Source organism: Polaribacter uvawellassae, from assembly GCF_039748955.1.
Classification (GTDB): Bacteria; Bacteroidota; Bacteroidia; order Flavobacteriales; family Flavobacteriaceae; genus Polaribacter; species Polaribacter uvawellassae.
In genome coordinates this window covers 102488-125357 of the sequence record NZ_JBDIZN010000005.1, presented here as the reverse complement: position 1 = coordinate 125357, position 22870 = coordinate 102488, and the positions used below count along the sequence as shown (strand labels likewise).

Sequence of the window (22870 nt, the reverse complement as noted above, 5' to 3'; positions counted from 1 at the left end):
AACAAGGTTGAAATTAATGACGTAGGCATTTGCGTTAGCGAAACTTCAAAAAACTACCTCCTCCTTTTCTTCTGTTTTGGAGCTCTAGAAACTTTCTTTTTACGTTGATTAAAAGGAATGGCATCATCAAAAGTATTCTTCGTTTCTGTTGCTTTTTTATTTTTCTTCCAAGAACTGTTATCTGGCAATAACACCTTTAATAAATCTTGTCTTCCAACTTTATTTAATGTGTTTCTAATCCAATCTTTATTCTCTTTTTTATACCAAAAGAAAAAACGATGTTGATCTTCTCGCTCTTGTTTTGTTTTCGGAGTTTTCGTTGGTTTTAACGTATACGGATGGTAACCAGAATAATAAATTACCGTAGCAACCGTCATTGGTGTTGGTGTAAAACCTTGCACTTGCTCTAACTGAAAACCCATATCTTTTGTTTCAGCTGCCAAGTTTGCCATGTCTTCAACTTCACTTGCTGGATGACTCGATATAAAATACGGAATCAATTGTAGATTTAATTTCTTTTTGATGTTGATTCTATCAAAACGTTCTTTAAACATGTGAAAATATTTAAAAGACGGTTTACGCATCAATTTTAAAACAGGATCAGAAGTATGTTCTGGTGCTACTTTTAATCGACCAGAAACATGATTCGTCATTACCTCTTCAGTAAAAGCATCTAATTCTTTTGGATCTGCGTTTTTATTAAATTCAGGAACCAACATATCATGTCGAATTCCACTACTAACAAACGATTTTTTTACTTTCGGATGTTTATCAATTGCTTGATATAATTCCGTTAAAGGTTTGTGCGAAGTATCTAAATTGCTACAAATTACTGGAGAAATACAAGAAGGTGCAACACATTTATCACAGATAGATTGTATCTTTCCTTTCATCTGATACATGTTTGCAGAAGGCCCGCCAATATCAGACAAATACCCTTTAAAATCTGGCATATTTGCAACTGTGTCAATTTCTTTTAAAATAGATTCTTGACTTCTACTGGCAATAAATTTTCCTTGATGTGCAGAAATAGTACAAAAACTACATCCACCAAAACAACCACGGTGAATATTGATTGAAAACTTAATCATTTCAAACGCAGGAATTGGCCCTCGCTTGTTATATTTTGGATGTGGTAAACGCGTAAAAGGCAAATCGAAAGAAGCATCAATTTCCGCTTCGGTCATTGTTGGAAAAGGCGGATTTATCACCAAAGTATTTTCTCCAACTTCTTGGAATATTCTTCTCGCTTTTAATTTATTTGACTCTTGCTCAATCACTTTAAAGTTAGAAGCAAATGTTTTTTTATCAGCTAAACACGCTTCATGAGAATTGATGGTTACATCTTCCCAATCGTTTATAACAGGAATTTTCTCTTCCTTTTTATCAATTAAAACAGCCGTTTGTTTGATGTTTTTTAAAGAAGAAAACGGAACACCTTTTTGCAGTAATTCTACAATTTCTCGCAATGGTTGTTCTCCCATTCCGTACACCAACATATCTGCTTTAGAAGTTTCTAAAATAGTTGGTAATAATTTATCTGACCAATAATCGTAATGGGTTACTCGTCTTAACGAAGCTTCAATTCCGCCAATTAAAACAGGAATTTCAGGGAATTTTTCTTTTAATATTTTAGAATATACAGAACCTGCATAATCTGGTCTAAAACCTTTATCGCCATTTGGCGTATACGCATCTTTATCTCTACGTCTTTTACTTGCGGTATAATTAGAAACCATCGGATCCATACATCCGCCAGTTACAGCAAAAAACAATCTTGGTTTTCCTAATTTTTCAAAATCTTGTAAATTATCGTGTACACTTGGTTGCGGAACAATAGCAACACGTAATCCGTAAGATTCTAAAATCCTACCAATTACTGCTGGTCCAAAAGATGGATGATCTACATAGGCATCACCACTAAAAAGAATGACATCTAACTCTTCCCATCCTTTTAATTTTACCTCCTTATTTGTAGTTGGTAACCAATCTGTTAATCTTAATTCACTCATGCGCTGCAAAAATACAAGATTTTAACTGATTCTACTATTTTTACACTTGTTTCGAGTTGATTTAAAATAAATTTTTGTTAAAGAACTGTTACTTATTTATAATATGAGCGTCTAGTTAGTATATTTGTCCAAATTTTATAAAACATGAAAAAAATATTTATTGCGATAGTAACTATCGCTTTTTTAGGTAGTTGTTCTACCTCTAATGTAGCTGTAAAAAAAGACTTAATTGAAGTTGGCATCAACCTTAACAATGTTGTTGACGATAAAGTTAAAGTTGAGGTAAATCCTCATAAAATTAAAGAAGAAACAGTTGTTTATAACATTCCGGCAATAGTTCCAGGAACGTATTCAATGAGTAATTACGGAAGATTTGTTTCTGATTTTAAAGCTTTTGATTATGACGGAAAAGAAATGGCTGTTCAGAAATTAGACGACAATTCTTGGCAAGTAAACAACGCTAAAAAAATGGATAAAGTTTCTTATTGGGTTGATGACACTTTTGATTCTGAATTAAAACACGGAATTTATGTAATGGCAGGAACCAACATTGAAGAAGGCAAAAACTTCTTTTTAAATCTTCCTGGTTTTGTAGGATATTTTAAAGGAAAGAAAGAAACACCTTACACAATTACGGTTTCTCATCCAACAAACTTATATGAAACTACCTCTTTAATCAACAAGAACACAAGTAAAACTGACAATTCTAAAGATGTTTTTGTGGCTTCTCGTTATGATGAAATTTCTGACAATCCAATTATGTATGCTCCGTTAAATAATGTAAGTTTTACTGTTGACGGAATTGAAGTTACAATGGCGGTTTATTCTCCAAACAATGTACATTCTGCAAAAGACATGGAAGCAGATTTAAAGAAAATGGTACAAGCGCAATCTAATTTCTTAAAAGGATTTAAAACGACAAGCGAGTACAATATTTTACTGTATTTATTTGATCCAAAAGTTTACAAATGGAATAGCTTCGGTGCATTAGAGCATTTATCTTCTACAACGGTTGTATATCCAGAAAGTTTTTCGAAAGAGCAATTGGCAAACGGAATGATAAACGGAACGGTTTCTCATGAGTTTTTCCATATTGTTTCTCCGCTTTCTGTACATTCTGAAGAAATTCATTCATTTGATTTTAACACACCAAAAATGTCTAAGCATTTATGGATGTACGAAGGAACAACAGAGTATTTTGCAAACTTATTTCAAGTAAATCAAGGGTTGATTACTGAGCAAGAATTTATCAACGAAATGAAAGGAAAAATATCTGCCGCTTCACGTTATGATGACACCATGCCTTTTACAGAAATGAGTAAAAATATTTTAGAAAAAAAATATGCAGCTAACTATGGAAACGTATATCAAAAAGGCGCATTAATTAGCATGTCTTTAGACATTATTTTAAGAGAAGAAAGTAAAGGAACTTACGGAATTTTAAATTTAATGAAAGATTTATCTGATAAATATGGCGCACATAAACCTTTTAAAGATGATGAAATTATTCCAGAAATTGTTGCAATGACGTATCCAGCTGTAGGAGAATTTTTCAAAAATCATGTAGAAGGAACTGCTCCAATAGATTATGATGCTTTATTTGCGAAAGCAGGAATTGTAAAAAAATCACAAACTGTAAATACTAGATATCTTATTGATAATAGTAACCAACCTTTTATTGGCGTTAACGCAAAACGTGAAATTCATTTTTTAAAGAAAACAAATAGCGGATTAGTTGCATTAGGAGTTAAAGAAAATGATGTTTTACAGAAAGTTAATGGAGAAGATTTTACATTACAAACTGCTAATACAATTATTGTAAAAACATTTTCTTGGAAAGCTGGAGATAAAATTACATTAGACATTGTAAGAGATGGAAAACCAATGACTTTAGAAGGAACAGCAATTGTTCCTCAAGCTGAGCAAATTGGTTTAGTAATTGAAGATTTACCTGCAGATAACCCTAAAGTTAAGTTAAGAACAGCTTGGTTAAAAGGATAATAAATGTCCGTTAGAGCGGAGTCGAGAACTTATTTTTGTTCTTGCTCATATTTATCTCGACTCCGGTCGATATGACATTTTATAAAAACAAAAAAGCTGCAAATTTTGCAGCTTTTTTTTATGTTATTTTTTCACAACTAAATGCGGAACTTTCTCTAAATTCCAATCAATTACCAAACCTCCAGCCAAGGTTTTTGCAATTTCTTTTCCGTATAAATATTCACATAAATACAACGCAGCTTCAAACGATTTTGCGCCACCGGCAGAAGTAATGTATTTTCCATCATGAACAAATAACACATTTTTTCTAATGTCTAAATCTGGAAAAGTTGCTCTCATTTGGTCAATATCACTCGGAAAAGTTGTTGAAATTTTGTCTTTTAAGATACCTGCTTTTGCCAAAACAAAAGCACCATCGCAATGCGAAGTAATAAACTGCGCTTCTTCATCAATTCGTTTTACAAAATCTATCATTGCTGTATCTTCTAAATCAGAATCTAAATGATGTTCTGCACTAGGCACAACCAAAATATCAATCTTTGGTAAACTATCTTTTAAATAATTAAAATCTGGTAAAATTCGCATTCCCTCAAAAGTGGTAATTGCATCATCAGTATTTGCAACTGTAAACACATTCATTTGTTTGATTCCTTCTCTAAAAATGGTATGTTGAAAAATATCGTACGGAGCAGTAAGTTCTGTATTAAAAGTTCCGTCCATAATTAAAAAAGCAACATTATAGCGTCCTTCTTTTAACGCTGGTAATTTTTTCTGTTCAATCTCATTTTTAACTGAATCTTTACATCCAATGAGTATTAAAACAATTAATAAAAAGGCAATTTTTTTCATTGTAAAATTGATTTTATGATTCGATAAATGTATTAAAATTCAATTTAACTAAATTGTATGATTCTTAAATGTTTTTTCTTTTGTAGATTTACTTCAAAATCAACCTAATTTACATCATGAAAAAACAAGTTTTCTATACGGTTTTATCACTACTTTCTCTTCTTTTTATAAGTAGCTGTAACACCACATCAAAAGATGAAGTAAAAACATCAACCACGTATGTTCAAGATAATTACACTAAAAAAGAAGTTACTATTGAAATGCGAGACGGAACAAAATTACACACTGTAATTTACGCTCCAAAAGATCAAAGTAAAACCTATCCAATTTTATTACAACGAACTCCTTATAGTTGTGCGCCGTATGGTGATGGAAAATTTAAAACCAAAATTAGTCCGAATACTCAATTAATGAAAGAAGGAAACATTGTTGTTTATCAAGATGTTCGTGGTCGTTGGATGAGTGAAGGTGTTTATGATAATATGCGTGCGTATATTCCGAATAAAAAAGATAATCAAACAGATGAAACTTCTGATACGTATGATACCATTGATTGGTTGGTTAAAAATGTAGAAAACAATAATGGCAGAGTTGGTACTTGGGGAATTTCATATCCTGGACATTACGCAACAGTTTCAACAATTGATGCACATCCAGCATTAAAAGCAGCATCGCCACAAGCTTCTATTGCAGATTTTTTCTTTGATGATTTTCATCATAATGGAGCATTTTTATTGAGTTATTTTAGAGCAGTTTCATTATTTGGAACTTATAAAGATACGCCAACAGATACAGCTTGGTATGCTTTACCTACAATGGATTCTCAAGATCAATATCAATTCTTTTTAGATGCTGGTCCGTTAAAAAACTTAAATAAATATTTTAGAAAAGAAACTGTCGATAATTTAAGCCCACAGAATAACGACAGAATAGATGATTTCTTTTGGAAAGAATTGACAGAACACCCAAATTATGATTCGGTTTGGAAAAGTAAAGGAATTATACAACACTTAGATAAAGTTCCTGCTACAGTTGCAACGATGATTGTTGCTGGCGAATTTGATGCAGAAGATTTATATGGACCGCTAGAAACTTATAAGGGAATTGAAAAACATCAACCAAATAATTACAACACGTTGGTTTTTGGGCCTTGGGATCACGGCGGATGGTCTAGAAGTTCTGTAAAAAATATTGTTGGAAATTATTATTTCGGAGATTCAATTTCATTAAAATTCCAAAAGGAAATAGAATCTAAATTTTTTAATCATTTCTTAAAAGGAACTGGCGATAAAAATTCTGGATTACCAGAAGCTTATGTTTATGATTCAGGAAAAAAAGAATGGAATTCTTTTGATGTTTGGCCACCAAAACAAGCTGTAAAAGAAGATTGGTTTTTATCAGAAAATCAAAAATTAACTACTACAAAGAATAGTACAAAAGGAATTCAATTTATTAGTGACATTAAACGTCCTGTTCCGTATTCTGAAGATATTAAAACGGTTTTTACGCCTAGAAAATACATGACAGACGATCAGCGTTTTGCAGCAAGAAGACCAGATGTTTTGGTTTTTGAAACTGATGTATTGACCGAAGATTTTACGTTGGCTGGAGATATTTTAGCAAAATTAAAAGTAGCAACAACAGGAACCGCAGCCGATTGGATTGTTAAAGTAATTGATGTGCATCCAAAAGATGCAAAAAACAATAATAAAAATATGCAATCGCATTTAAAAATGAGCAACTATCACTTAATGGTTCGTAGCGAAGTAATGCGTGGTCGTTTTAGAAATAGTTTCTCAACACCAGAACCTTTTGTGGCTAATAGAAAAACAGCTGTAAACTTAAAGTTACAAGACGTTTTTCACACTTTTAAAAAAGGACATAAATTACAAATTCAAGTGCAAAGTACTTGGTTTCCTTTGATAGATTTAAATCCGCAAACTTATGTAGACAACATTTACAAAGCAGACGAAAAAGATTTTAAAACCCAAACTCATACTGTATTTACAGATTCTGCAATAGAATTTACAGTACTTAAAAACTAAACTAAAAAATGAAAAAATTATTTATACTCTCGTTCATTGTTCTTGCAAGCTGCACAGGCAATAAAGAATTAACCGAACAAGAACGTTGGGAGCAACACGCAAAAAACACAGAAATTATTAGAGATGATTTTGGTGTTCCACATATTTATGGTAAAACAGATGCAGATGCCGTATTCGGATTATTATATGCACAAGCAGAAGATGATTTTAATCGTGTTGAGCGAAATTACATATGGGCAATTGGTAGATTGGCAGAAATTGAAGGAGAAAAATCATTGTATAGCGATTTACGTGCTCGTTTATATATGACTGAAAAAGAAGCCAAAGAAAATTTTGAAAACAGTCCAGCCTGGTTACAAAAACTATGTGTTGCGTTTGCTGATGGTTTGAATTATTACCTAGCGAAAAATCCAGAAGTAAAACCAAAATTAATTACACATTTTGAACCTTGGATGACCATGTATTTTAGTGAAGGTTCTATCGGTGGAGATATCGAAAGAGTTTCTACTAGAAAAATTAAAGAGTTTTACGACAAGGACAATAAAATGGCAATTGTTAATGATGGCTTAATTCGTTTAAAAGATGATGAACCAAGAGGTTCTAACGGATTTGCAATTGCTGGCTCTAAAACAAAATCTGGAAAAGCAATGTTACTGATCAATCCGCATACTTCTTTCTTTTTTAGAGGAGAAGTTCATATGGTTAGTGAAGAAGGATTAAATGCATACGGCGCTGTAACTTGGGGGCAATTTTTTGTGTATCAAGGATTTAATAGCAAAACTGGCTGGATGCATACATCAACAGGAACAGACATTATTGATGAATTTGAAGAAACAATAGTAAAAAGAGGGTCTAAAACCTCGTATAAATACGGAGAAGAAATCAAACCAATGGATTCTATTAAAGTGAGTTTAAAATATTCTTCTAAAGACGGAATTAAAGAGAAATCTTTTATGACTTATAGAACTCATCACGGTCCAATTACTCATGCAAATGGGAATAAATGGGTAACAACGGCTTTAATGTGGAGTCCGATAAAAGCATTGGAACAATCTTTTACAAGAACAAAAAAATCAAATCATAAAGAATTTTATGAAATGATGGACATCAGAACAAATTCATCAAACAATACGGTGTATGCAGATGCAGACGGAACAATTGCTTATTATCATGGAAATTTTATTCCAAAAAGAAATGAAAAGTTTGATTATACAAAACCTGTTGATGGAAGTAATCCAGATACAGATTGGCAAGGATTACATCCTTTAGAAGACAATATTATGGTGTTGAATCCTCCAAATGGCTGGATTCAGAATTGTAATTCTACTCCGTTTACAAGTGCTTTAGAATACAGTCCTAAAAAAGAAGATTATCCTGCTTATATGCATTCTTTTCCTGAAAATTTTAGAGGAATTCATGCAATTCCGCTACTTACAAAAGCATACGATTTAACTTTAGATTCTTTAATAGATTTAGCATACGATCCGTATTTACCAGGAGCAGATATGTTGATTACAGGATTGTTAGAAGCAGCAAAAAAATCACCCATAAAAAGTAGAGAAGCAAGAGAGGCAATTGCTTTATTAAAAAAATGGGATTTTAAAGTAGGTGTAAATTCTGTAGGAATGACCTTGACACAATTTTACTTAAACGCTTATTATCGTTCAGGAAAAATCCCTAGAATGGAAGGAAACAAAAGAATTTCAAGATTGGGTAGATTTAATTACATGAGTAAAACTGCAAGTTATAAAGAACGCTTAGCAATTTTTCAACAGAGTTTAGAAAATCTTAAAGAAGATTTTGGTTCATGGAAAACTCCTTGGGGAGAATTTAATCGTTACCAACGAAATGATGGAAAAATTCAACAAGATTTTAACGATGCAAAACCAAGTATAGCAGTTGGAATGGCTTCTGGTTCTTGGGGAGCTTTGGCTTCATTCGGAACGCGCTTCGGAAAAGATACCAAACGTCAGTACGGAACATCTGGAAATAGCTTTGTTGCTGTAGTAGAATTTGGAGATAAAGTGACTGCAAAAACGATGTTGGCTGGTGGACAAAGTGGAGATCCAAAGTCACCTCATTTTTCTGATCAATCACAACGTTATGCTGACAAACAATTTAAAGAAGTTGCATATTATAGAGAAGATGTTTTAAAAAGAGCAAAATCAACCTATCATCCTGGAGAAGAAAAATAGAACAATGCTGCATACAGATATTATTATAGTTGGTGGCGGATTGTCTGGAATTGGTGAAGCTTGTCATTTAGAACGAAAAAATAAAAGCAAAAGCTACAGAATATTAGAAGCTAGGGAAGAAATTGGCGGAACTTGGAGTTTGTTTAAATATCCAGGAATTCGATCAGATTCTGACATGTATACTTTTGGCTATTCGTTTAAAACTTGGGATCATTCTAAATCTTTTGCGGATGCTCCAACAATTTTAAAGTATTTGAATGAAGCTGTTGACGAGTATCAAATAAGAGATAAAATTCAATATCAAACAAAAGTTACTTCTGTAAATTTTGACTCAACAAAAAATATTTGGACAGTAAACACCACAAATTCAAAAACAAACACCATAGAAACCTACACGTGTAATTTTCTATTTGTTTGCACTGGTTATTACAACTATAAAAACGGATATACTCCAGAGTTTTCTGGAATTGAAAATTATAAAGGAAAGGTAATTCATCCTCAACATTGGCCAGAAGATTTAGATTATAAAGGTAAAAAAGTTATTGTTATAGGAAGCGGAGCAACAGCCGTAACTATTGTACCAAAAATGGCTGATGATACTGCTCATATTACCATGTTACAAAGATCTCCAACATATGTTGGTGCTTTTCCGAACAAAGATAAAGTGGCTGTGTTTTTAAAGAAAATATTTCCTAAAAAAGCAGCACATAAAATCATTAGATTTAAAAATATTGTAACTCAAATTATCTTTTTTAACGTTTGTAAATGGTGGCCAAACACAATGAGAAAATTGATTATAAAAGGTGCTCAAAAAGAATTGGAAACTATTTCTGCAGAACCACATTTTGCCCCCAATTATAAACCTTGGGATCAGCGATTTTGTGTTGCACCTGATGGCGATTTGTTTACTTCTATTAAAAATGGAAAAGCTTCTGTAATTACAGATCATATTGACACTTTTACAGAAAAAGGAATAAAATTAAAATCAGGAAAAGAAATAGAAGCTGATATCGTAGTTAGTGCAACTGGCTTAAAATTACTTGCTTTTGGTGGTGCTAAAATAGCTATTGATAATGAAGAATATGACATTTCTAAAGCATTAACTTATCGTGGTTTGATGTTAAGCAACTTACCAAATTGTATTTTTTTTGCGGGATACACGAATGCTTCTTGGACATTAAAAAGTGATTTAACTAGTGAATATGCAAATCGCCTTTTAAAATTTATGAAAAAAAAGAACTATACCTATGTTGTTCCACAAATTATGGATAATGAAATGGAAACTTTACCTTTATTAAATCTTAATTCTGGATATATTTATAGATCAGAACATGAATTTCCAAGACAAGGTTCTAAAACTCCTTGGAAATTATATCAAAATTATTTTAGAGATTATAAAACATTGCGCATAAATAAAATAACAGATAAACAATTACAATTTAAATAAATATAATTATGAGAATAAAAGTTCTAGTAGTTGCACTACTTCTAGTTGGATTTACAGTTCAAGCACAAGAAAAAACTGTTCCTGTTTTTAAAGACGGAGAAGCACAAATTGTAGAAGCATTTAAAGACCCTAAAGATTGGCTTCGTCACGATTTATGGGTAGAAACAGAATTTGACTCTGACGGAGATGGAAAATTAGACAGAATGCATGTTTCTGTTACCAGGCCAAAACAAACAGAAACTGAAGGTTTAAAATTACCAATTGTATATGAATCTAGTCCATATTATTCTGGAACTGCAGGAAATGCACCAATATTCTGGGATGTAAAACATGAACTTGGCGAACAACCAAAACCAAGAAATCATACCGAAGTAAAAAGAACAGGTAAACGCCCAATTATTTCGAATTCGCAAATTAGAACTTGGGTTCAAAGAGGATATATTGTAGTACATTCTTCATCACCAGGAACTGGTTTATCAGATGGTTCACCAACTGTTGGTGGCGATAACGAATCTTTAGCTCCAAAAGCTGTAATCGATTGGTTGTGCGGCAGAGCAAATGGTTTTACATCAAGAGAAGGAAATGAAAAAGTAACAGCATATTGGTCGACTGGAAAAGTAGGAATGACTGGAACTTCTTACAACGGAACAATTCCGTTAGCTGCAGCAACAACTGGTGTAAAAGGGTTGGAAGCAATCATTCCAATTGCACCAAATACTTCGTATTATCATTATTATAGATCAAACGGTTTGGTTCGTTCTCCTGGTGGATATTTAGGTGAAGATATTGATGTTTTATATGATTTTATTCATAGTGGAAAAGAAGAAAATAGAGCTCGTAATAATAAAGTTGTTCGTGATACAGAAATGGCAAATGGATTGGATAGAATTACAGGAGATTATAATGACTTTTGGGCTGGAAGAGATTATCTAAATGACATGAAGCCAATGAAAGCAGCCTTATTAATGTCGCACGGATTTAATGACTGGAATGTAATGCCAGAACACAGTTATAGAATTTATCAAAGAGCTAAAGAAATGGGAATTCCTTCTCAAATTTTTTATCATCAAAATGGGCATGGCGGACCGCCACCAATGACGATGATGAATCGTTGGTTTACACATTATTTACACGGAATTGAAAACGGCGTTGAGAACGATGCAAAAGCTTGGATTGTAAGAGAAAATGACAAAAGAGACAATCCAACTTCGTACAAAGATTATCCAAATCCTGATGCAAAACCTGTTCAGCTATTTTTGAATGCTGGTGCACCAAAAGCTGGAGGTTTATCAACCAACAAATCAAATTTAAAAATTAAAGAAACTTTAGTTGATAATTATTCTTTTTCTGGAGAAGTTTTAGCGCAAGCGGAATACACAAATCATAGATTATTATATGTAAGTCCAACTTTAAAAGAAGACATTCATATTTCTGGATTGGCTTCAATAACCGTAAAAATTGCAAGCAGTAAACCTGCAGCAAATTTATCGGTTTGGTTGGTTTCTTTACCTTGGAACGAAGGAAGAAGAACAGTAATTACTGACAATATAATTACGCGTGGTTGGGCAGATTTACAAAACTACAAATCGTTACGTAAAAGTAAACCGTTAAAACCTGGAAAGTATTATGAAATGACATTTGATTTACAACCAGATGATCAAATTATTAGAAAAGGACAACAAATTGGACTGATGATTTTTTCTAGTGATAGCAACTATACTTTGTTGCCAAAACCTGGAACAGAATTAACAGTTGACTTAAACGGAACTTCAATTACAATTCCTGTTGTTGGCGGTAAAGATGCTTTTGAAAAAGCAATAAAATAATACTTTACTTAAAAATTTTATAAAAAAAGCACTGAAAAATCAGTGCTTTTTTTTATTCCATAATTTCTTCTTTTTTTAACATTCGTTTTAATAGGAACATAAAGAATACGGCAAGTGCTGCAATTACTGTTACAATAACCCAAGTTATATCAAACCCAACTGCACTTACTAATTGCATTCCAGAATTATGACTAAATATGTGTGCAAAAGAAAATGCGATACTATACAACGCCATATATTCTCCTTGCTTTCCTTTTTTAGCGCGCTCCATTGCAAAGGCATTTGAAAACGGAAAAGCAATCATTTCTCCGATAGTCATTAAAAACATTCCGATAATTAAAATTCCTGTCCAAGTAGAAATCAATAACACAACAAAACTTAATGCAGTTAATATTCCGCCAAACAACATCAAACCAACTTTTGTAAATTTTGAATTTTCTAACCATTTTATCAACGGCATTTCTAAAACAAAGATAACAAAGCCATTCATCCCTAAAAGCAAACCAATTTCTTGTTCTGATAAAAAATGAACATCACTGTAATACAAAGGCATCGTAGAAAAATATTGTAAAAAGACAGCACCAAATAACATTATTCCGATTAAAAAAAACCAAAATGCTTTATCAGAATATGCAGAAATTGGGTTTTCTGCTTTTGATTTATCCAACACTTTTGATTTCTTCGGATTTAAAACTTGTAACAATAAAATTCCTGCTAAAAAACAAGTAATTCCATCAATCCAAAACAGACCAGAATATCCAATCGATGCAATAATTAAACCTCCAATTGCGGGTCCAGCAGAAAAACCTAAATTAATTGCCAAACGAATTAAGGTAACAGAACGCGTTTTATTTTCTGGTTTGCTATACGAACTCAACGCCACAAACATTGCCGGTCTAAAAGAATCTGCAATTATCATCAACCCAAAAATACCAGCACAAAAACCAGCAAAAGTGGTTACAAATTGCATGGCTACAAAAGCAAATCCAGTTCCAATCAAACTAAAAAACATCACTTTATAATACCCAAATTTATCAGTCAGTTTTCCACCAATCCAAGAACCAACCACAGAACCTAATCCGAAGAAAGACATAATCCAACCAACATCAGCCAAAGTAAATTCTAAGCTTTTTGTCAAATACAAAGACAAAAACGGAATTACCATTGTTCCGGCTCTATTGATTAAAGTAATCAATGCTAACCACCAAACTTCTTTAGAGAGTCCACTAAAAGTATCAATATAATTAAAGTATAATTTTTTCATTTTTTTTGGTTGTTGATGTGTATAAAAATAAAAAGTCCGACTGTGAAGTCGGACTCATTATGATAGTAATAATTTATGTTGATATCATTACAATACAATTGACGTTCGACTTTTTCGACTTTTAATCGATTTCTGACACGTATATGTATTGACAATTCTCATTTTAATTTTATTTGATGTTTCAAAACTACATAAATAATTGTAAAAATTGTATTTTTATTTTTTAAAATATTCATCTCAATGAAAAAACTAATTACCCTTTTCTTTTTGTGCGTTCTTATTTCTTGCAATGAAACACCAAAAGACGATTATCTTAAAAAAATTGAAGATTATCAATACAAAGAAAATTTAAAATTTCATGATGAAAGTGGATCTCCATTGACAAAAGAAGATTTGAAAACCTTTAAAAAATTAGATTTTTATCCGATTGATAAAAAATACAGAATTGTTGCAAAACTAGAAAAAACAGTGGATGCTCCGATTTTTGAAATGACTACAACTACAGATAGAAAACCTTTGTATATAAAATACGGTACGGTAACTTTTACGCTAGATGGAAAAGAACAAAAAATTCCTATTTATCAAAATAAAGATTTAGATAGAGATCCGCAATACATCGATTATTTATTTCTGCCTTTTACAGATAAAACAAGCGGAAAAGAATCTTATGGCGGCGGACGCTATTTGGATGTTTTAACGACGGATGAAAATCCAGATGGAACAATTATATTAGATTTTAATAAAGCTTACAATCCGTATTGTGCATACAACGAAACATTTTCTTGTCCGTTAACACCAGAAGAAAATACGTTAACAGTAGCAATTTTAGCAGGAGCTAAAAACTATAAAAAAGAGTAGTTTCTTTTTAATTTTGAGCGGATTCGAGAAATCTTTTAAGAGATGGCTTCATTTTATTCGCAATGACAAAAACATCAAGGATTGATAGCAATTTCTTCTTGCAAATCTAATTCAATTGCTTTTTCAATAGCTTCTAAATGTGGTTTTCTCACTTTTATTTTTGTTGCTGCATGTGCTTTTTCATTTAATTGACAGAACATTTTAGCAACCTTAATTGCAGTTGGCAACAATTGATTCTCTGGAACGATTACATCTAAAAATCCAGCTTTTATGGCATCTTTAGGATTGTATATTTCAGAATTATTAACACTTCTATCTAGAAAAATTGGCGCTAATCTAGCTTTGGCAATCGCAATTCCTGCGTGATGCATTGTCATACCAATCATCACTTCGTTTAAACCGATTTTAAAATCGCCTTCTACTCCAATTCTATAATCTGCAGACAATAATAAAAATCCGCCTTTTGCAATTGCATGACCAGAACAAGCAACAATAATTGGTTTTGGAAAAGATAACATTCGCAATGACAATCGCGATCCTTTTGTAACCAATTCTTTAGCAGATTCAGGTGATTTTGTCATTACTTTTAAATCGAATCCAGCAGAAAAAATTCCAGATTGACCAGTTAGAATAACAATTTTATTTTCTTGTTGCGCTTTGTCTAAACTAGCATTTAAACCTTCTATCACTTCATGCGAAATAGCATTTGCTTTTCCGTTTGCAATCGTAATTATTGCATACTTTTCTTCACTTTTATACTGTACTACTTCGTTCATTTTCTATTTATTATTTGACGGAGCTCAACTAATGAGATTTCTCGTCGTTCATTCTTCTCTCTGTCGAAATGACATTTAATTTTCTGTTTCTTTTGAAATAAATTTCTCTACTCCGCTCGAAAGGACAATTGTTTTATCTTACTTAACAATATAAATCCCTGCAAAAACAGCTAAAAATCCGACTACAAAACTGGCGATTGTGTAAAAAGCAAAGCTTGTAAAATCTCCAGATTTTAAAAACACATGATTTTCATAAGCAAAGGTTGAAAAGGTTGTAAAACCACCACAAAATCCTGTTGCTAAAAGTAATGTATGATTTTCTGTCAACGCATCACTTTTTGCTGCGTATCCCAAAATAATTCCGATGAATAAACTACCGATAATATTGGCTAAAAATGTTCCGTACGGAATTCCAGTTTCAGAATTGTTTAGAAATTTTCCAAACAAAAAACGCAATGCGCTTCCAAATCCGCCACCAATAAAAACAAGTAGTAATTGTTTCATCTTATTTTAAGATTATTTCATCTGCATCAGACCAATTCCATTTTCCCATGATGGTTCCTTTTTGCAGCATCATAATTCCTGGATTTGCTCTTACCATTGTTTTTAATGTGATTCCGTCACAAAACAGAAAATCAAAAGGCAATTCGTATTTTTCTTTTGCTAATAATAATTCATCTGTAAAAGATGCGGATGCACCGTAAACTGAGTATCCTTTCGCAATTGCTTTGTCTGCTATTTCTTTGATGGTTTTAAATCCGTTGGTATCAGCTTTATCCAACGTATGAACAATAATTAACAATACTTTTTCTTCTTCTAAAATTTCTGGTGCTAAATCTGCTTGTGCATCTTCTAAGTAGAAATCATGAATTTTAGGAAGCTCGCCATCGCCTTTGTATTTCATTCCTTCTTGAATGTTATTACCAACTGCATATGCTCTAAAATCGATGATTGGCAAATGCACCAATACATGATACGTGATGTATAAAAATGACGCCAACGACAAAATGGTAATTACTTGTGAAACCTTTACAGAAAAGATAGGTTTAATGTCTTTTACTCTAAAAATCATTAAGAGAATTAATGCGATTAGAAGGATGTTTTTATAGAACGTTTCCCAAGGTGTTAATGTAATTGCATCACCAAAACAACCGCAATCTGTTACTTTGTTATAGTATGCCGAATACCAAGTTAAGAATAAGAATATGGTTGACAACACGAGTAAACTCCATAAGGTTATTTTTGCTTTACAACCTAATAAGAGTATAATTCCCAGCATAATTTCTGCTAGAATTAAAATGATAGAAAATGCCAATGCATACGGAATTAAATATTCCATATCCAACACGCTTTGACTAAAATATTCTTCGAATTTGTATTGAGAACCAATTGGATCTACCAATTTTACAAAGCCAGAAAAGATAAACATCGCTCCGACAAAGATTCTTGAAATGTGTACTAGTAGTTTCATTTTTTTATTAATTGTGGTTGAATAAATTGTTCATTTAATGATAAATAATGAATAGCAATTAAAAGCCTAAATTTAATATCTTTTGAATCATAAAATCTATAATTAAGAGCTAAATCCCATTCATTTTTAACAGAGAGGTCATTTGATAATTCTATTTCCTCAGCGTATTTTTTAAATATTTCAAATTCCTTTTTTGAGTTTCCAACTCTTTTTAGGAAATTTATATAATCTCCATTACCGCGAATCCATAAGACATCTTTAATCTCTTTCTTTCCTTCTATTGTAAATGGATGAGCCCAAATTTTATATTTTAATTTTGGAGTTATTTTATTATATAATTCTTTTTGTTTTTTGAAATCAATAAAGTTTAAATAACGTGGATAACTTATAGAATCTGCAACATTAAATTTTTTATATGCTTTTTGAATATCACACTTGTTTAAATCTCCATATTTTTTACAAATTTGACTTTCAAAAAAATCAACAATCTTAGCTAAATCATTTAATTCATAAGTTGAAAATGATTCTGATAATAATGTATCAGCTTTCATTTCTTTAAAAGTTGATGTTTCATCTTTAGCACAACTTATAAAAAGCACAATTGAAACCAATAAAATGAACTTTTTCATAAACTTATTTTAAAAACTACTCAATCCTTTTTTCTTTTTATCTCGACTCCGCTCGATATGACAGAAAAACACTCGAAGTGACAACAACTTTGAACCTTTGAGCCTTTGCTACTTTGAACCTTTGGAACTTATTTCCCCATATGAATCATCGCAAAAATTGCATAATTAATCATGTCTTGGTAATTGGCATCAATTCCTTCAGAAACCAATGTTTTACCTTTATTATTTTCAATTGTTTTTACGCGCAATAGTTTTTGCAAAATCAAATCTGTTAAGCTAGAAATTCTCATATCCCGCCAGGCTTCACCATAATCGTGGTTTTTATTTTCCATCAATTCTTTGGTAATCGCAATGTGTTTGTCGTACAATTCTGTTGCTTCATCTGTAGATACATCTGGATTTTCAACAACTCCTAATTCAATTTGAATCAACGCCATTACACAATAATTGATAATTCCGATAAACTCACCTCGCTCACCTTCATCAACTTTTCTGACAGCATTTTCTTGCAATTGACGAATTCGTTGCGCTTTTATAAAAATCTGATCTGTTAACGATGGTAAACGTAAAATTCGCCATGCGCTCCCATAATCGCTCATTTTTTTAATGAACAAACTTCTACATTCTTCTACAACTGCATTGTATTGTTTCGACGTATTCTGCATAAATCTTAAATAAAGTATTTCTGTAAAAACAATCTTAGATTGCTTTTCATTTAATTATTTTTCTGATATCTCCGTAAAAATAGTAAATCTTACCTCCTTTTCGTTTATTTTTACAATGAATTTTACAAATCTCTTTGATGAAAAAAGTAGTAGTTTTTTGCGGTTCTAGTAGTGGATTTAATACGGTTTATAAAGAAGCAGCAATTGAATTAGGAAAGGCGTTTGTAAAAAACAATATTGCAATGGTTTATGGCGGCGGAAAAATTGGAATGATGGGAATTATTGCAGATACAATTCTTGCTGAAAAAGGAAATGTTATTGGCGTAATTCCGAAGTTATTAGAAAAAGAAGAAGTGGTTCACAGAGAAGTTACTGAGCTAATCATCACCAAAAAAATGAGCGAACGTAAAGTAATTATGAGCAAATTGGTTGATGGATATATTACCTTGCCTGGCGGATTTGGAACTTTGGATGAATTGTTTGAAGCATTGACTTTAGGACAATTACACATCGAGCAAAAACCAATCGGTATTTTAAATGTAAATGGATTTTTTAATCACACATTGCAACAATTAGATGTGATGGTTAAAGAAGGATATTTAAAACCACAAAACCGAAAATTGTTATTGGTAGATACAACTGTTGATGGTTTGTTAGCGCAAATGTATGCGTATAAAGCTCCAGAAAAATCGCACGTTATTAATAAAGTAGTAAGTTAAAATGACTATAAATTGCAACCATAAACTGATTGATATTTCTTCTCCAAAAGTGATGGGAATTTTAAATATTACGCCAGATTCTTTCTTTGATGGCGGATCGTATAAAAACGAATCTGACATTTTACAAAAAGTAGAAAAAATGCTTTCTGAAGGTGCAACATTTATAGATGTTGGCGCCTATTCTTCAAGACCTGGTGCAATACATATTTCTGAAGAAGAAGAACTACAACGAATAATTCCTATAATTAAATTATTAGTAAAACATTTTCCAGAAATTATTATTTCTGTGGATACTTTTAGAAGTAACGTCGCTAAAAAAACAGTTGAAGCTGGCGCAGCAATGATCAACGATATTTCTGGCGGAAAAATGGATGCGAATATGTTTAAAACTATTGCAGAATTACAAGTTCCGTATATAATCATGCACATGCTCGGAACTCCACAAAACATGCAAAAAAATCCAACATATGAAGATGTAACAAAAGAAGTAATTTCGTTTTTTGCGGAGCAGCTTTATAAATTGCATCAATTAAAAGTAAACGATGTTCTTATTGATGTCGGTTTTGGTTTTGGAAAAACCATCGAACACAATTACGAGTTATTGAAAAATTTATCACTTTTTAAAAATTTAGATGCGCCAATTTTAGTTGGAATTTCTAGAAAATCGATGTTGTACAAACCGTTAGAAATCACACCACAATTAGCATTAAACGCAACCACTTCTGCCAACACAATTGCGCTGTTAAATGGCGCAAATATTTTACGAGTTCACGATGTAAAAGAAGCGATGGAAGCAATTAAAATTATTGAGCAACTCTCTTAATTTCATTTTCGGCATTCTTTTTGTTTCTTCATTAGCAACTACCAAATTTTAAATTAGTAATCAAACTCCAACTATTTACTAATTAAAAATTAAAAAAATGAGCAGAAGAGAAAATCCAGAAATCAATGCCGGTTCTATGGCAGATATTGCCTTTTTATTATTAATCTTTTTTCTTGTTACCACAACTATGGTAGTTGATTCAGGGATTTTAAGAAAAATTCCGAAAGAACAAGAAAATGATGAAAAAATTATTTTAAAAGACAAAAATGTTTTAGATGTTACTATAAATAGCAACAATCAACTATTGGTTGAAAACGAAATTATCAACATCAAAAACCTCAAACAAATTGCTATTGATTTTATTGACAATGGTGGCGGACTCGATAAAGATAAAAACCCTTGTGATTGGTGTAATGGAAAAAAAGATCCAACATCATCAGATCATCCATCAAAAGCATTTATCGCCATACAATCAAGTAGAAATACAGATTACGGAACATATATTACAGTTTTAAACTCTTTAACTAGCGCAAATACATTTTTAAGAAATAAACTTTCTCAAAAACTATATGACAAATCGTATAATCAGTTGTTAGACATGTATAAATCAACAAAAAAAGAGAAAGAAAAAATTGATATCATTAGAGAAAAATATCCATTATTAATTTCTGATATTGAAAATACAAATTGAAACTTTAGAATGTTGCATAATTATTCCTATTTTTACAGTTAAAGCAACAAAAAATTAATGTTAGACTTTATTGATTTTTCTATTTTAGACATTCTAGATATTCTTCTAGTTGCTGCATTATTATACTACATCTACAAACTTTTAAAAGGCACGGTTGCCATTAATATTTTTATTGGAATTGCGCTTATTTTCTTAATTTGGAAAATAACACAAGCCTTAAAAATGGAAATGTTGAGTGGAATTTTAGGCTATTTATTAAGTGGTGGAGTTATTGCATTAATCATTGTATTTCAACAAGAAATTAGAAAGTTTTTATTAATGATAGGAACGACGAATTTCTCATCAAAAAGAAGTTTTTTAAAACAATTAAAATTCTTAAAATCAGAGATTGAATCTGAAACGGATGTAGATACAATCGTAAATTCTTGCATCAAGTTATCAAAAACAAAAACTGGTGCTTTAATTGTTATAGAACGCACAAACAACTTAGATTTTTTAGCAAATAACGGAGATAAAATGAACGCTTCTGTAAACGAAGCCATTATAGAAAGTATCTTTTATAAAAACAGTCCATTGCACGATGGAGCAACTGTAATTAGAGATAATTTTATTGTGGCAACTCGTGTGGTTTTACCTTTGTCTAATGAAAAAATTCCTGCTCGTTTTGGCTTACGTCATAAAGCAGCAATTGGAGTTACAGAAAAAACCGATGCTTTGTGTTTATTAGTTTCTGAAGAAACCGGAGAAATTTCTTATATAAAAGATGGCACTTTTGATTTGTATTCGGATTACAGTGAATTGATAGAAAAAATAAAAGACGATTTAAACTAAACCGCTTCTACACTACTAAATTGTTTGTCGTACAGATTTCTATAATATCCATCTGGTTTTTCTAACAATTCTTGATGCGTTCCTTCTTCAACAATCAATCCTTTGTCCATTACAATAATTTTATCTGCCATTTTTATCGTTGCCAATCTGTGTGCAATTACAATTGATGTTCTTCCTTTTGTAATCGTATCTGTTGCGTATTGAATCATTTGTTCTGCATTAGAATCTACAGATGATGTTGCTTCGTCTAAAATTAAAATACTTGGTTTGCTTACATACGCTCTTAAAAATGCGATTAATTGTCGCTGACCAGAAGACAACATTGCGCCTCTTTCTTTTACGTTATAATGATATCCGCCAGGTAACGTCAAAATAAAATCGTGAATTCCGATTTGTTTTGCAGCTTCTTCCACCTCTTCAAAAGTGATGTTTTCATTTTTTAAAGTGATATTGTTTAAAATTGAATCGGAAAACAAAAAAACATCTTGTAACACAATTGCAATTTGATTTCGCAAAGAATTAATTTCATAGTCTTTTACTGAAACACCATCAACACAAATTTCTCCTGAATTGATTTCGTAAAAACGATTTATTAAATTGATAATAGTTGATTTTCCTGCTCCAGTTGATCCAACAATTGCAACTGTTTGCCCTTTTTCTACTTGTAATGAAATGCCTTTTAAAACCTCTTCGTCTTTTATATAACTAAAGCGAACATCTTTAAATTCGATTTTTCCCTGTAAATTTTCTGCGAAAACAGTTCCGTTTTTATCAATACTACTTTGTGTGTCTAATACTCCAAAAACACGTTCACCAGAAACAATTCCCATTTGTAACGTGTTAAATTTATCAGCAATTTGACGTAAAGGTCTAAACAACATTTGCGTCATCATAATAAAACTCATAATTTCTCCTGGCTCAACATCCACATTATTTACTGATTGCAAACCGCCGTACCAAACTAATAATCCGATAGCAATAGACGATAATACTTCTGCAACTGGAAAGAAAATAGAATAATACCAAACCGCTTTAATATGTGCTTTTTTATGTTTGCTGTTTATTTCCATAAACTTTTCGTACTCTATTTTTTCTCTACTAAATAACTGAACAATGTTCATTCCTGTTACTCTTTCTTGTACAAATCCATTTAGATTTGCAACTTGAGTTCTTACTTCTTGAAAAGTAGATTTTATAGCAATTTGAAATAGTTTTGTAGCATAAATTAAGATTGGCAATACTGCCAATGCAATTAATGCCAATTGCCAATTCATAAAAAGCATCGCTACAATAACGACTACCATTTTTAAAATATCACTAATAATCATGAACAAACCTTGACTAAAAGAACTTGCAATGGTTTCGATATCAGAAACAACTCTTGTAACCAATCTTCCAACAGAAGTTGTGTCGAAATACGCCATTCTAAATTGTAAAATATGTCTAAATATTTTGGCGCGCATATCTCTAATAATATGTTGCCCAATCCAATTGGCAAAATAAATAAACAGCACTTGCAACAGTACTTCTGCAATTAAAACAGCAAGCATTAATAGTGTAAAATACAGTAAAGTCTCTTCGTTTTTATTTGTCGTAAAATCTTTTACTGCTTCTTTCAATAAATACGGTCTGTAAGCAGATAATAATGCTGTTGAAATTACGGCAACAGTTGCAATTATAAAATGAGTTCTATAACTTTTTGCAAAGCTTAGAATTCTCATAAATATTTTTGCGTCAAATGCTTTTCCAGACTCTTTTTTACTCATAA

At 31.7% G+C, this 22870-nt stretch carries 19 protein-coding genes; 10 read left to right on the top strand and 9 right to left on the bottom strand.

Annotated features, from left to right (window positions below; all coding sequences use genetic code 11):
- Positions 1 to 53: 53 nt before the first annotated feature.
- On the bottom strand, positions 54 to 2012 hold the full coding sequence (locus tag ABDX67_RS11425) for a YgiQ family radical SAM protein (protein WP_347175164.1): 1959 nt from the start codon (positions 2010 to 2012) through the stop codon (positions 54 to 56).
- 144 nt (positions 2013 to 2156) lie between these two features.
- On the opposite strand from ABDX67_RS11425, the gene ABDX67_RS11420 reads away from it, so the two are divergent.
- Positions 2157 to 4013 (top strand): M61 family metallopeptidase, encoded by a 1857-nt coding sequence (locus ABDX67_RS11420; protein ID WP_347175163.1) that lies wholly within the window; start codon positions 2157 to 2159, stop codon positions 4011 to 4013.
- A 123-nt stretch (positions 4014 to 4136) separates the two neighbouring features.
- Here the strand turns inward: ABDX67_RS11420 and ABDX67_RS11415 are convergent, their stop codons facing one another.
- Positions 4137 to 4862, bottom strand: a complete 726-nt coding sequence (locus ABDX67_RS11415; RefSeq protein ID WP_347175162.1) for a DJ-1/PfpI family protein — start codon at positions 4860 to 4862, stop codon at positions 4137 to 4139.
- A gap of 116 nt (positions 4863 to 4978) precedes the next feature.
- Between ABDX67_RS11415 and ABDX67_RS11410 the strand changes: the two genes are divergently transcribed.
- From ABDX67_RS11410 to ABDX67_RS11395, 4 genes are read left to right on the top strand one after another with little or no spacing between them, the layout of a single operon-like run.
- The gene (locus ABDX67_RS11410; protein ID WP_347175161.1) at positions 4979 to 6907 is read left to right on the top strand and encodes a CocE/NonD family hydrolase; all 1929 of its coding nucleotides are present in this window, start codon (positions 4979 to 4981) and stop codon (positions 6905 to 6907) included.
- 8 nt (positions 6908 to 6915) lie between these two features.
- Positions 6916 to 9102 (top strand): acylase, encoded by a 2187-nt coding sequence (locus ABDX67_RS11405; protein ID WP_347175160.1) that lies wholly within the window; start codon positions 6916 to 6918, stop codon positions 9100 to 9102.
- A gap of 4 nt (positions 9103 to 9106) precedes the next feature.
- Positions 9107 to 10549, top strand: coding sequence for a flavin-containing monooxygenase (locus ABDX67_RS11400; protein ID WP_347175159.1), 1443 nt, complete (start codon positions 9107 to 9109; stop codon positions 10547 to 10549).
- Positions 10550 to 10557: 8 nt separating this feature from the next.
- Positions 10558 to 12375: a Xaa-Pro dipeptidyl-peptidase gene (locus ABDX67_RS11395; protein WP_347175158.1), complete on the top strand. Its 1818-nt coding sequence runs from the start codon at positions 10558 to 10560 to the stop codon at positions 12373 to 12375.
- A 52-nt stretch (positions 12376 to 12427) separates the two neighbouring features.
- On the opposite strand, the gene ABDX67_RS11390 is transcribed toward ABDX67_RS11395, so the two are convergent.
- Positions 12428 to 13639 (bottom strand): MDR family MFS transporter, encoded by a 1212-nt coding sequence (locus ABDX67_RS11390; RefSeq protein ID WP_347175157.1) that lies wholly within the window; start codon positions 13637 to 13639, stop codon positions 12428 to 12430.
- Positions 13640 to 13879: 240 nt separating this feature from the next.
- Here ABDX67_RS11390 and ABDX67_RS11385 point away from each other — a divergent pair, with 240 nt between their 5' ends.
- The gene (locus ABDX67_RS11385; protein WP_347175156.1) at positions 13880 to 14497 is read left to right on the top strand and encodes a DUF1684 domain-containing protein; all 618 of its coding nucleotides are present in this window, start codon (positions 13880 to 13882) and stop codon (positions 14495 to 14497) included.
- A gap of 74 nt (positions 14498 to 14571) precedes the next feature.
- Here ABDX67_RS11385 and ABDX67_RS11380 read toward each other — a convergent pair whose 3' ends face one another.
- The 5 genes from ABDX67_RS11380 to ABDX67_RS11360 form a co-directional block, all read right to left on the bottom strand.
- On the bottom strand, positions 14572 to 15273 hold the full coding sequence (locus tag ABDX67_RS11380) for a crotonase/enoyl-CoA hydratase family protein (RefSeq protein ID WP_347175155.1): 702 nt from the start codon (positions 15271 to 15273) through the stop codon (positions 14572 to 14574).
- 138 nt (positions 15274 to 15411) lie between these two features.
- Positions 15412 to 15777 (bottom strand): fluoride efflux transporter CrcB, encoded by a 366-nt coding sequence (gene crcB / locus ABDX67_RS11375; RefSeq protein ID WP_347175154.1) that lies wholly within the window; start codon positions 15775 to 15777, stop codon positions 15412 to 15414.
- A 1-nt stretch (position 15778) separates the two neighbouring features.
- On the bottom strand, positions 15779 to 16744 hold the full coding sequence (locus ABDX67_RS11370) for a BT_3928 family protein (RefSeq protein WP_347175153.1): 966 nt from the start codon (positions 16742 to 16744) through the stop codon (positions 15779 to 15781).
- Entirely contained in the window at positions 16741 to 17373 is a 633-nt protein-coding gene (locus tag ABDX67_RS11365) for a hypothetical protein (protein WP_347175152.1), read from the bottom strand. The genes ABDX67_RS11370 and ABDX67_RS11365 overlap by 4 nt, the downstream gene beginning before the upstream one ends.
- 128 nt (positions 17374 to 17501) lie before the next feature.
- Entirely contained in the window at positions 17502 to 18038 is a 537-nt protein-coding gene (locus tag ABDX67_RS11360; RefSeq protein ID WP_347175151.1) for a DUF1599 domain-containing protein, read from the bottom strand.
- A gap of 137 nt (positions 18039 to 18175) precedes the next feature.
- On the opposite strand from ABDX67_RS11360, the gene ABDX67_RS11355 reads away from it, so the two are divergent.
- The 4 genes from ABDX67_RS11355 (at position 18176) to cdaA (ending at position 21102) form a co-directional block, all read left to right on the top strand.
- Positions 18176 to 18757 (top strand): LOG family protein, encoded by a 582-nt coding sequence (locus tag ABDX67_RS11355; RefSeq protein WP_347175150.1) that lies wholly within the window; start codon positions 18176 to 18178, stop codon positions 18755 to 18757.
- A gap of 1 nt (position 18758) precedes the next feature.
- Positions 18759 to 19580 (top strand): dihydropteroate synthase, encoded by an 822-nt coding sequence (gene folP, locus ABDX67_RS11350; RefSeq protein ID WP_347175149.1) that lies wholly within the window; start codon positions 18759 to 18761, stop codon positions 19578 to 19580.
- A gap of 97 nt (positions 19581 to 19677) precedes the next feature.
- Positions 19678 to 20271, top strand: coding sequence for an ExbD/TolR family protein (locus ABDX67_RS11345; RefSeq protein WP_347175148.1), 594 nt, complete (start codon positions 19678 to 19680; stop codon positions 20269 to 20271).
- A 57-nt stretch (positions 20272 to 20328) separates the two neighbouring features.
- Positions 20329 to 21102 (top strand): diadenylate cyclase CdaA, encoded by a 774-nt coding sequence (gene cdaA, locus ABDX67_RS11340; protein ID WP_347175147.1) that lies wholly within the window; start codon positions 20329 to 20331, stop codon positions 21100 to 21102.
- Here cdaA and ABDX67_RS11335 read toward each other — a convergent pair.
- A complete protein-coding gene (locus ABDX67_RS11335; protein WP_347175146.1) occupies positions 21099 to 22868 on the bottom strand; it encodes an ABC transporter ATP-binding protein in 1770 nt (589 codons plus the stop codon). The genes cdaA and ABDX67_RS11335 overlap by 4 nt on opposite strands.
- Positions 22869 to 22870 lie beyond the last annotated feature (2 nt).

Bases quoted from the DNA above. Each gene is read 5' to 3' on its own strand.
- ABDX67_RS11425 (WP_347175164.1), bottom strand. From the start codon at position 2,012: ATGAGTGAATTAAGATTAACAGATTGGTTACCAACTACAAATAAGGAG.
- ABDX67_RS11420 (WP_347175163.1), top strand. From the start codon at position 2,157: ATGAAAAAAATATTTATTGCGATAGTAACTATCGCTTTTTTAGGTAGT.
- ABDX67_RS11415 (WP_347175162.1), bottom strand. From the start codon at position 4,862: ATGAAAAAAATTGCCTTTTTATTAATTGTTTTAATACTCATTGGATGT.
- ABDX67_RS11410 (WP_347175161.1), top strand. From the start codon at position 4,979: ATGAAAAAACAAGTTTTCTATACGGTTTTATCACTACTTTCTCTTCTT.
- ABDX67_RS11405 (WP_347175160.1), top strand. From the start codon at position 6,916: ATGAAAAAATTATTTATACTCTCGTTCATTGTTCTTGCAAGCTGCACA.
- ABDX67_RS11400 (WP_347175159.1), top strand. From the start codon at position 9,107: ATGCTGCATACAGATATTATTATAGTTGGTGGCGGATTGTCTGGAATT.
- ABDX67_RS11395 (WP_347175158.1), top strand. From the start codon at position 10,558: ATGAGAATAAAAGTTCTAGTAGTTGCACTACTTCTAGTTGGATTTACA.
- ABDX67_RS11390 (WP_347175157.1), bottom strand. From the start codon at position 13,639: ATGAAAAAATTATACTTTAATTATATTGATACTTTTAGTGGACTCTCT.
- ABDX67_RS11385 (WP_347175156.1), top strand. From the start codon at position 13,880: ATGAAAAAACTAATTACCCTTTTCTTTTTGTGCGTTCTTATTTCTTGC.
- ABDX67_RS11380 (WP_347175155.1), bottom strand. From the start codon at position 15,273: ATGAACGAAGTAGTACAGTATAAAAGTGAAGAAAAGTATGCAATAATT.
- crcB (WP_347175154.1), bottom strand. From the start codon at position 15,777: ATGAAACAATTACTACTTGTTTTTATTGGTGGCGGATTTGGAAGCGCA.
- ABDX67_RS11370 (WP_347175153.1), bottom strand. From the start codon at position 16,744: ATGAAACTACTAGTACACATTTCAAGAATCTTTGTCGGAGCGATGTTT.
- ABDX67_RS11365 (WP_347175152.1), bottom strand. From the start codon at position 17,373: ATGAAAAAGTTCATTTTATTGGTTTCAATTGTGCTTTTTATAAGTTGT.
- ABDX67_RS11360 (WP_347175151.1), bottom strand. From the start codon at position 18,038: ATGCAGAATACGTCGAAACAATACAATGCAGTTGTAGAAGAATGTAGA.
- ABDX67_RS11355 (WP_347175150.1), top strand. From the start codon at position 18,176: ATGAAAAAAGTAGTAGTTTTTTGCGGTTCTAGTAGTGGATTTAATACG.
- folP (WP_347175149.1), top strand. From the start codon at position 18,759: ATGACTATAAATTGCAACCATAAACTGATTGATATTTCTTCTCCAAAA.
- ABDX67_RS11345 (WP_347175148.1), top strand. From the start codon at position 19,678: ATGAGCAGAAGAGAAAATCCAGAAATCAATGCCGGTTCTATGGCAGAT.
- cdaA (WP_347175147.1), top strand. From the start codon at position 20,329: ATGTTAGACTTTATTGATTTTTCTATTTTAGACATTCTAGATATTCTT.
- ABDX67_RS11335 (WP_347175146.1), bottom strand. From the start codon at position 22,868: ATGAGTAAAAAAGAGTCTGGAAAAGCATTTGACGCAAAAATATTTATG.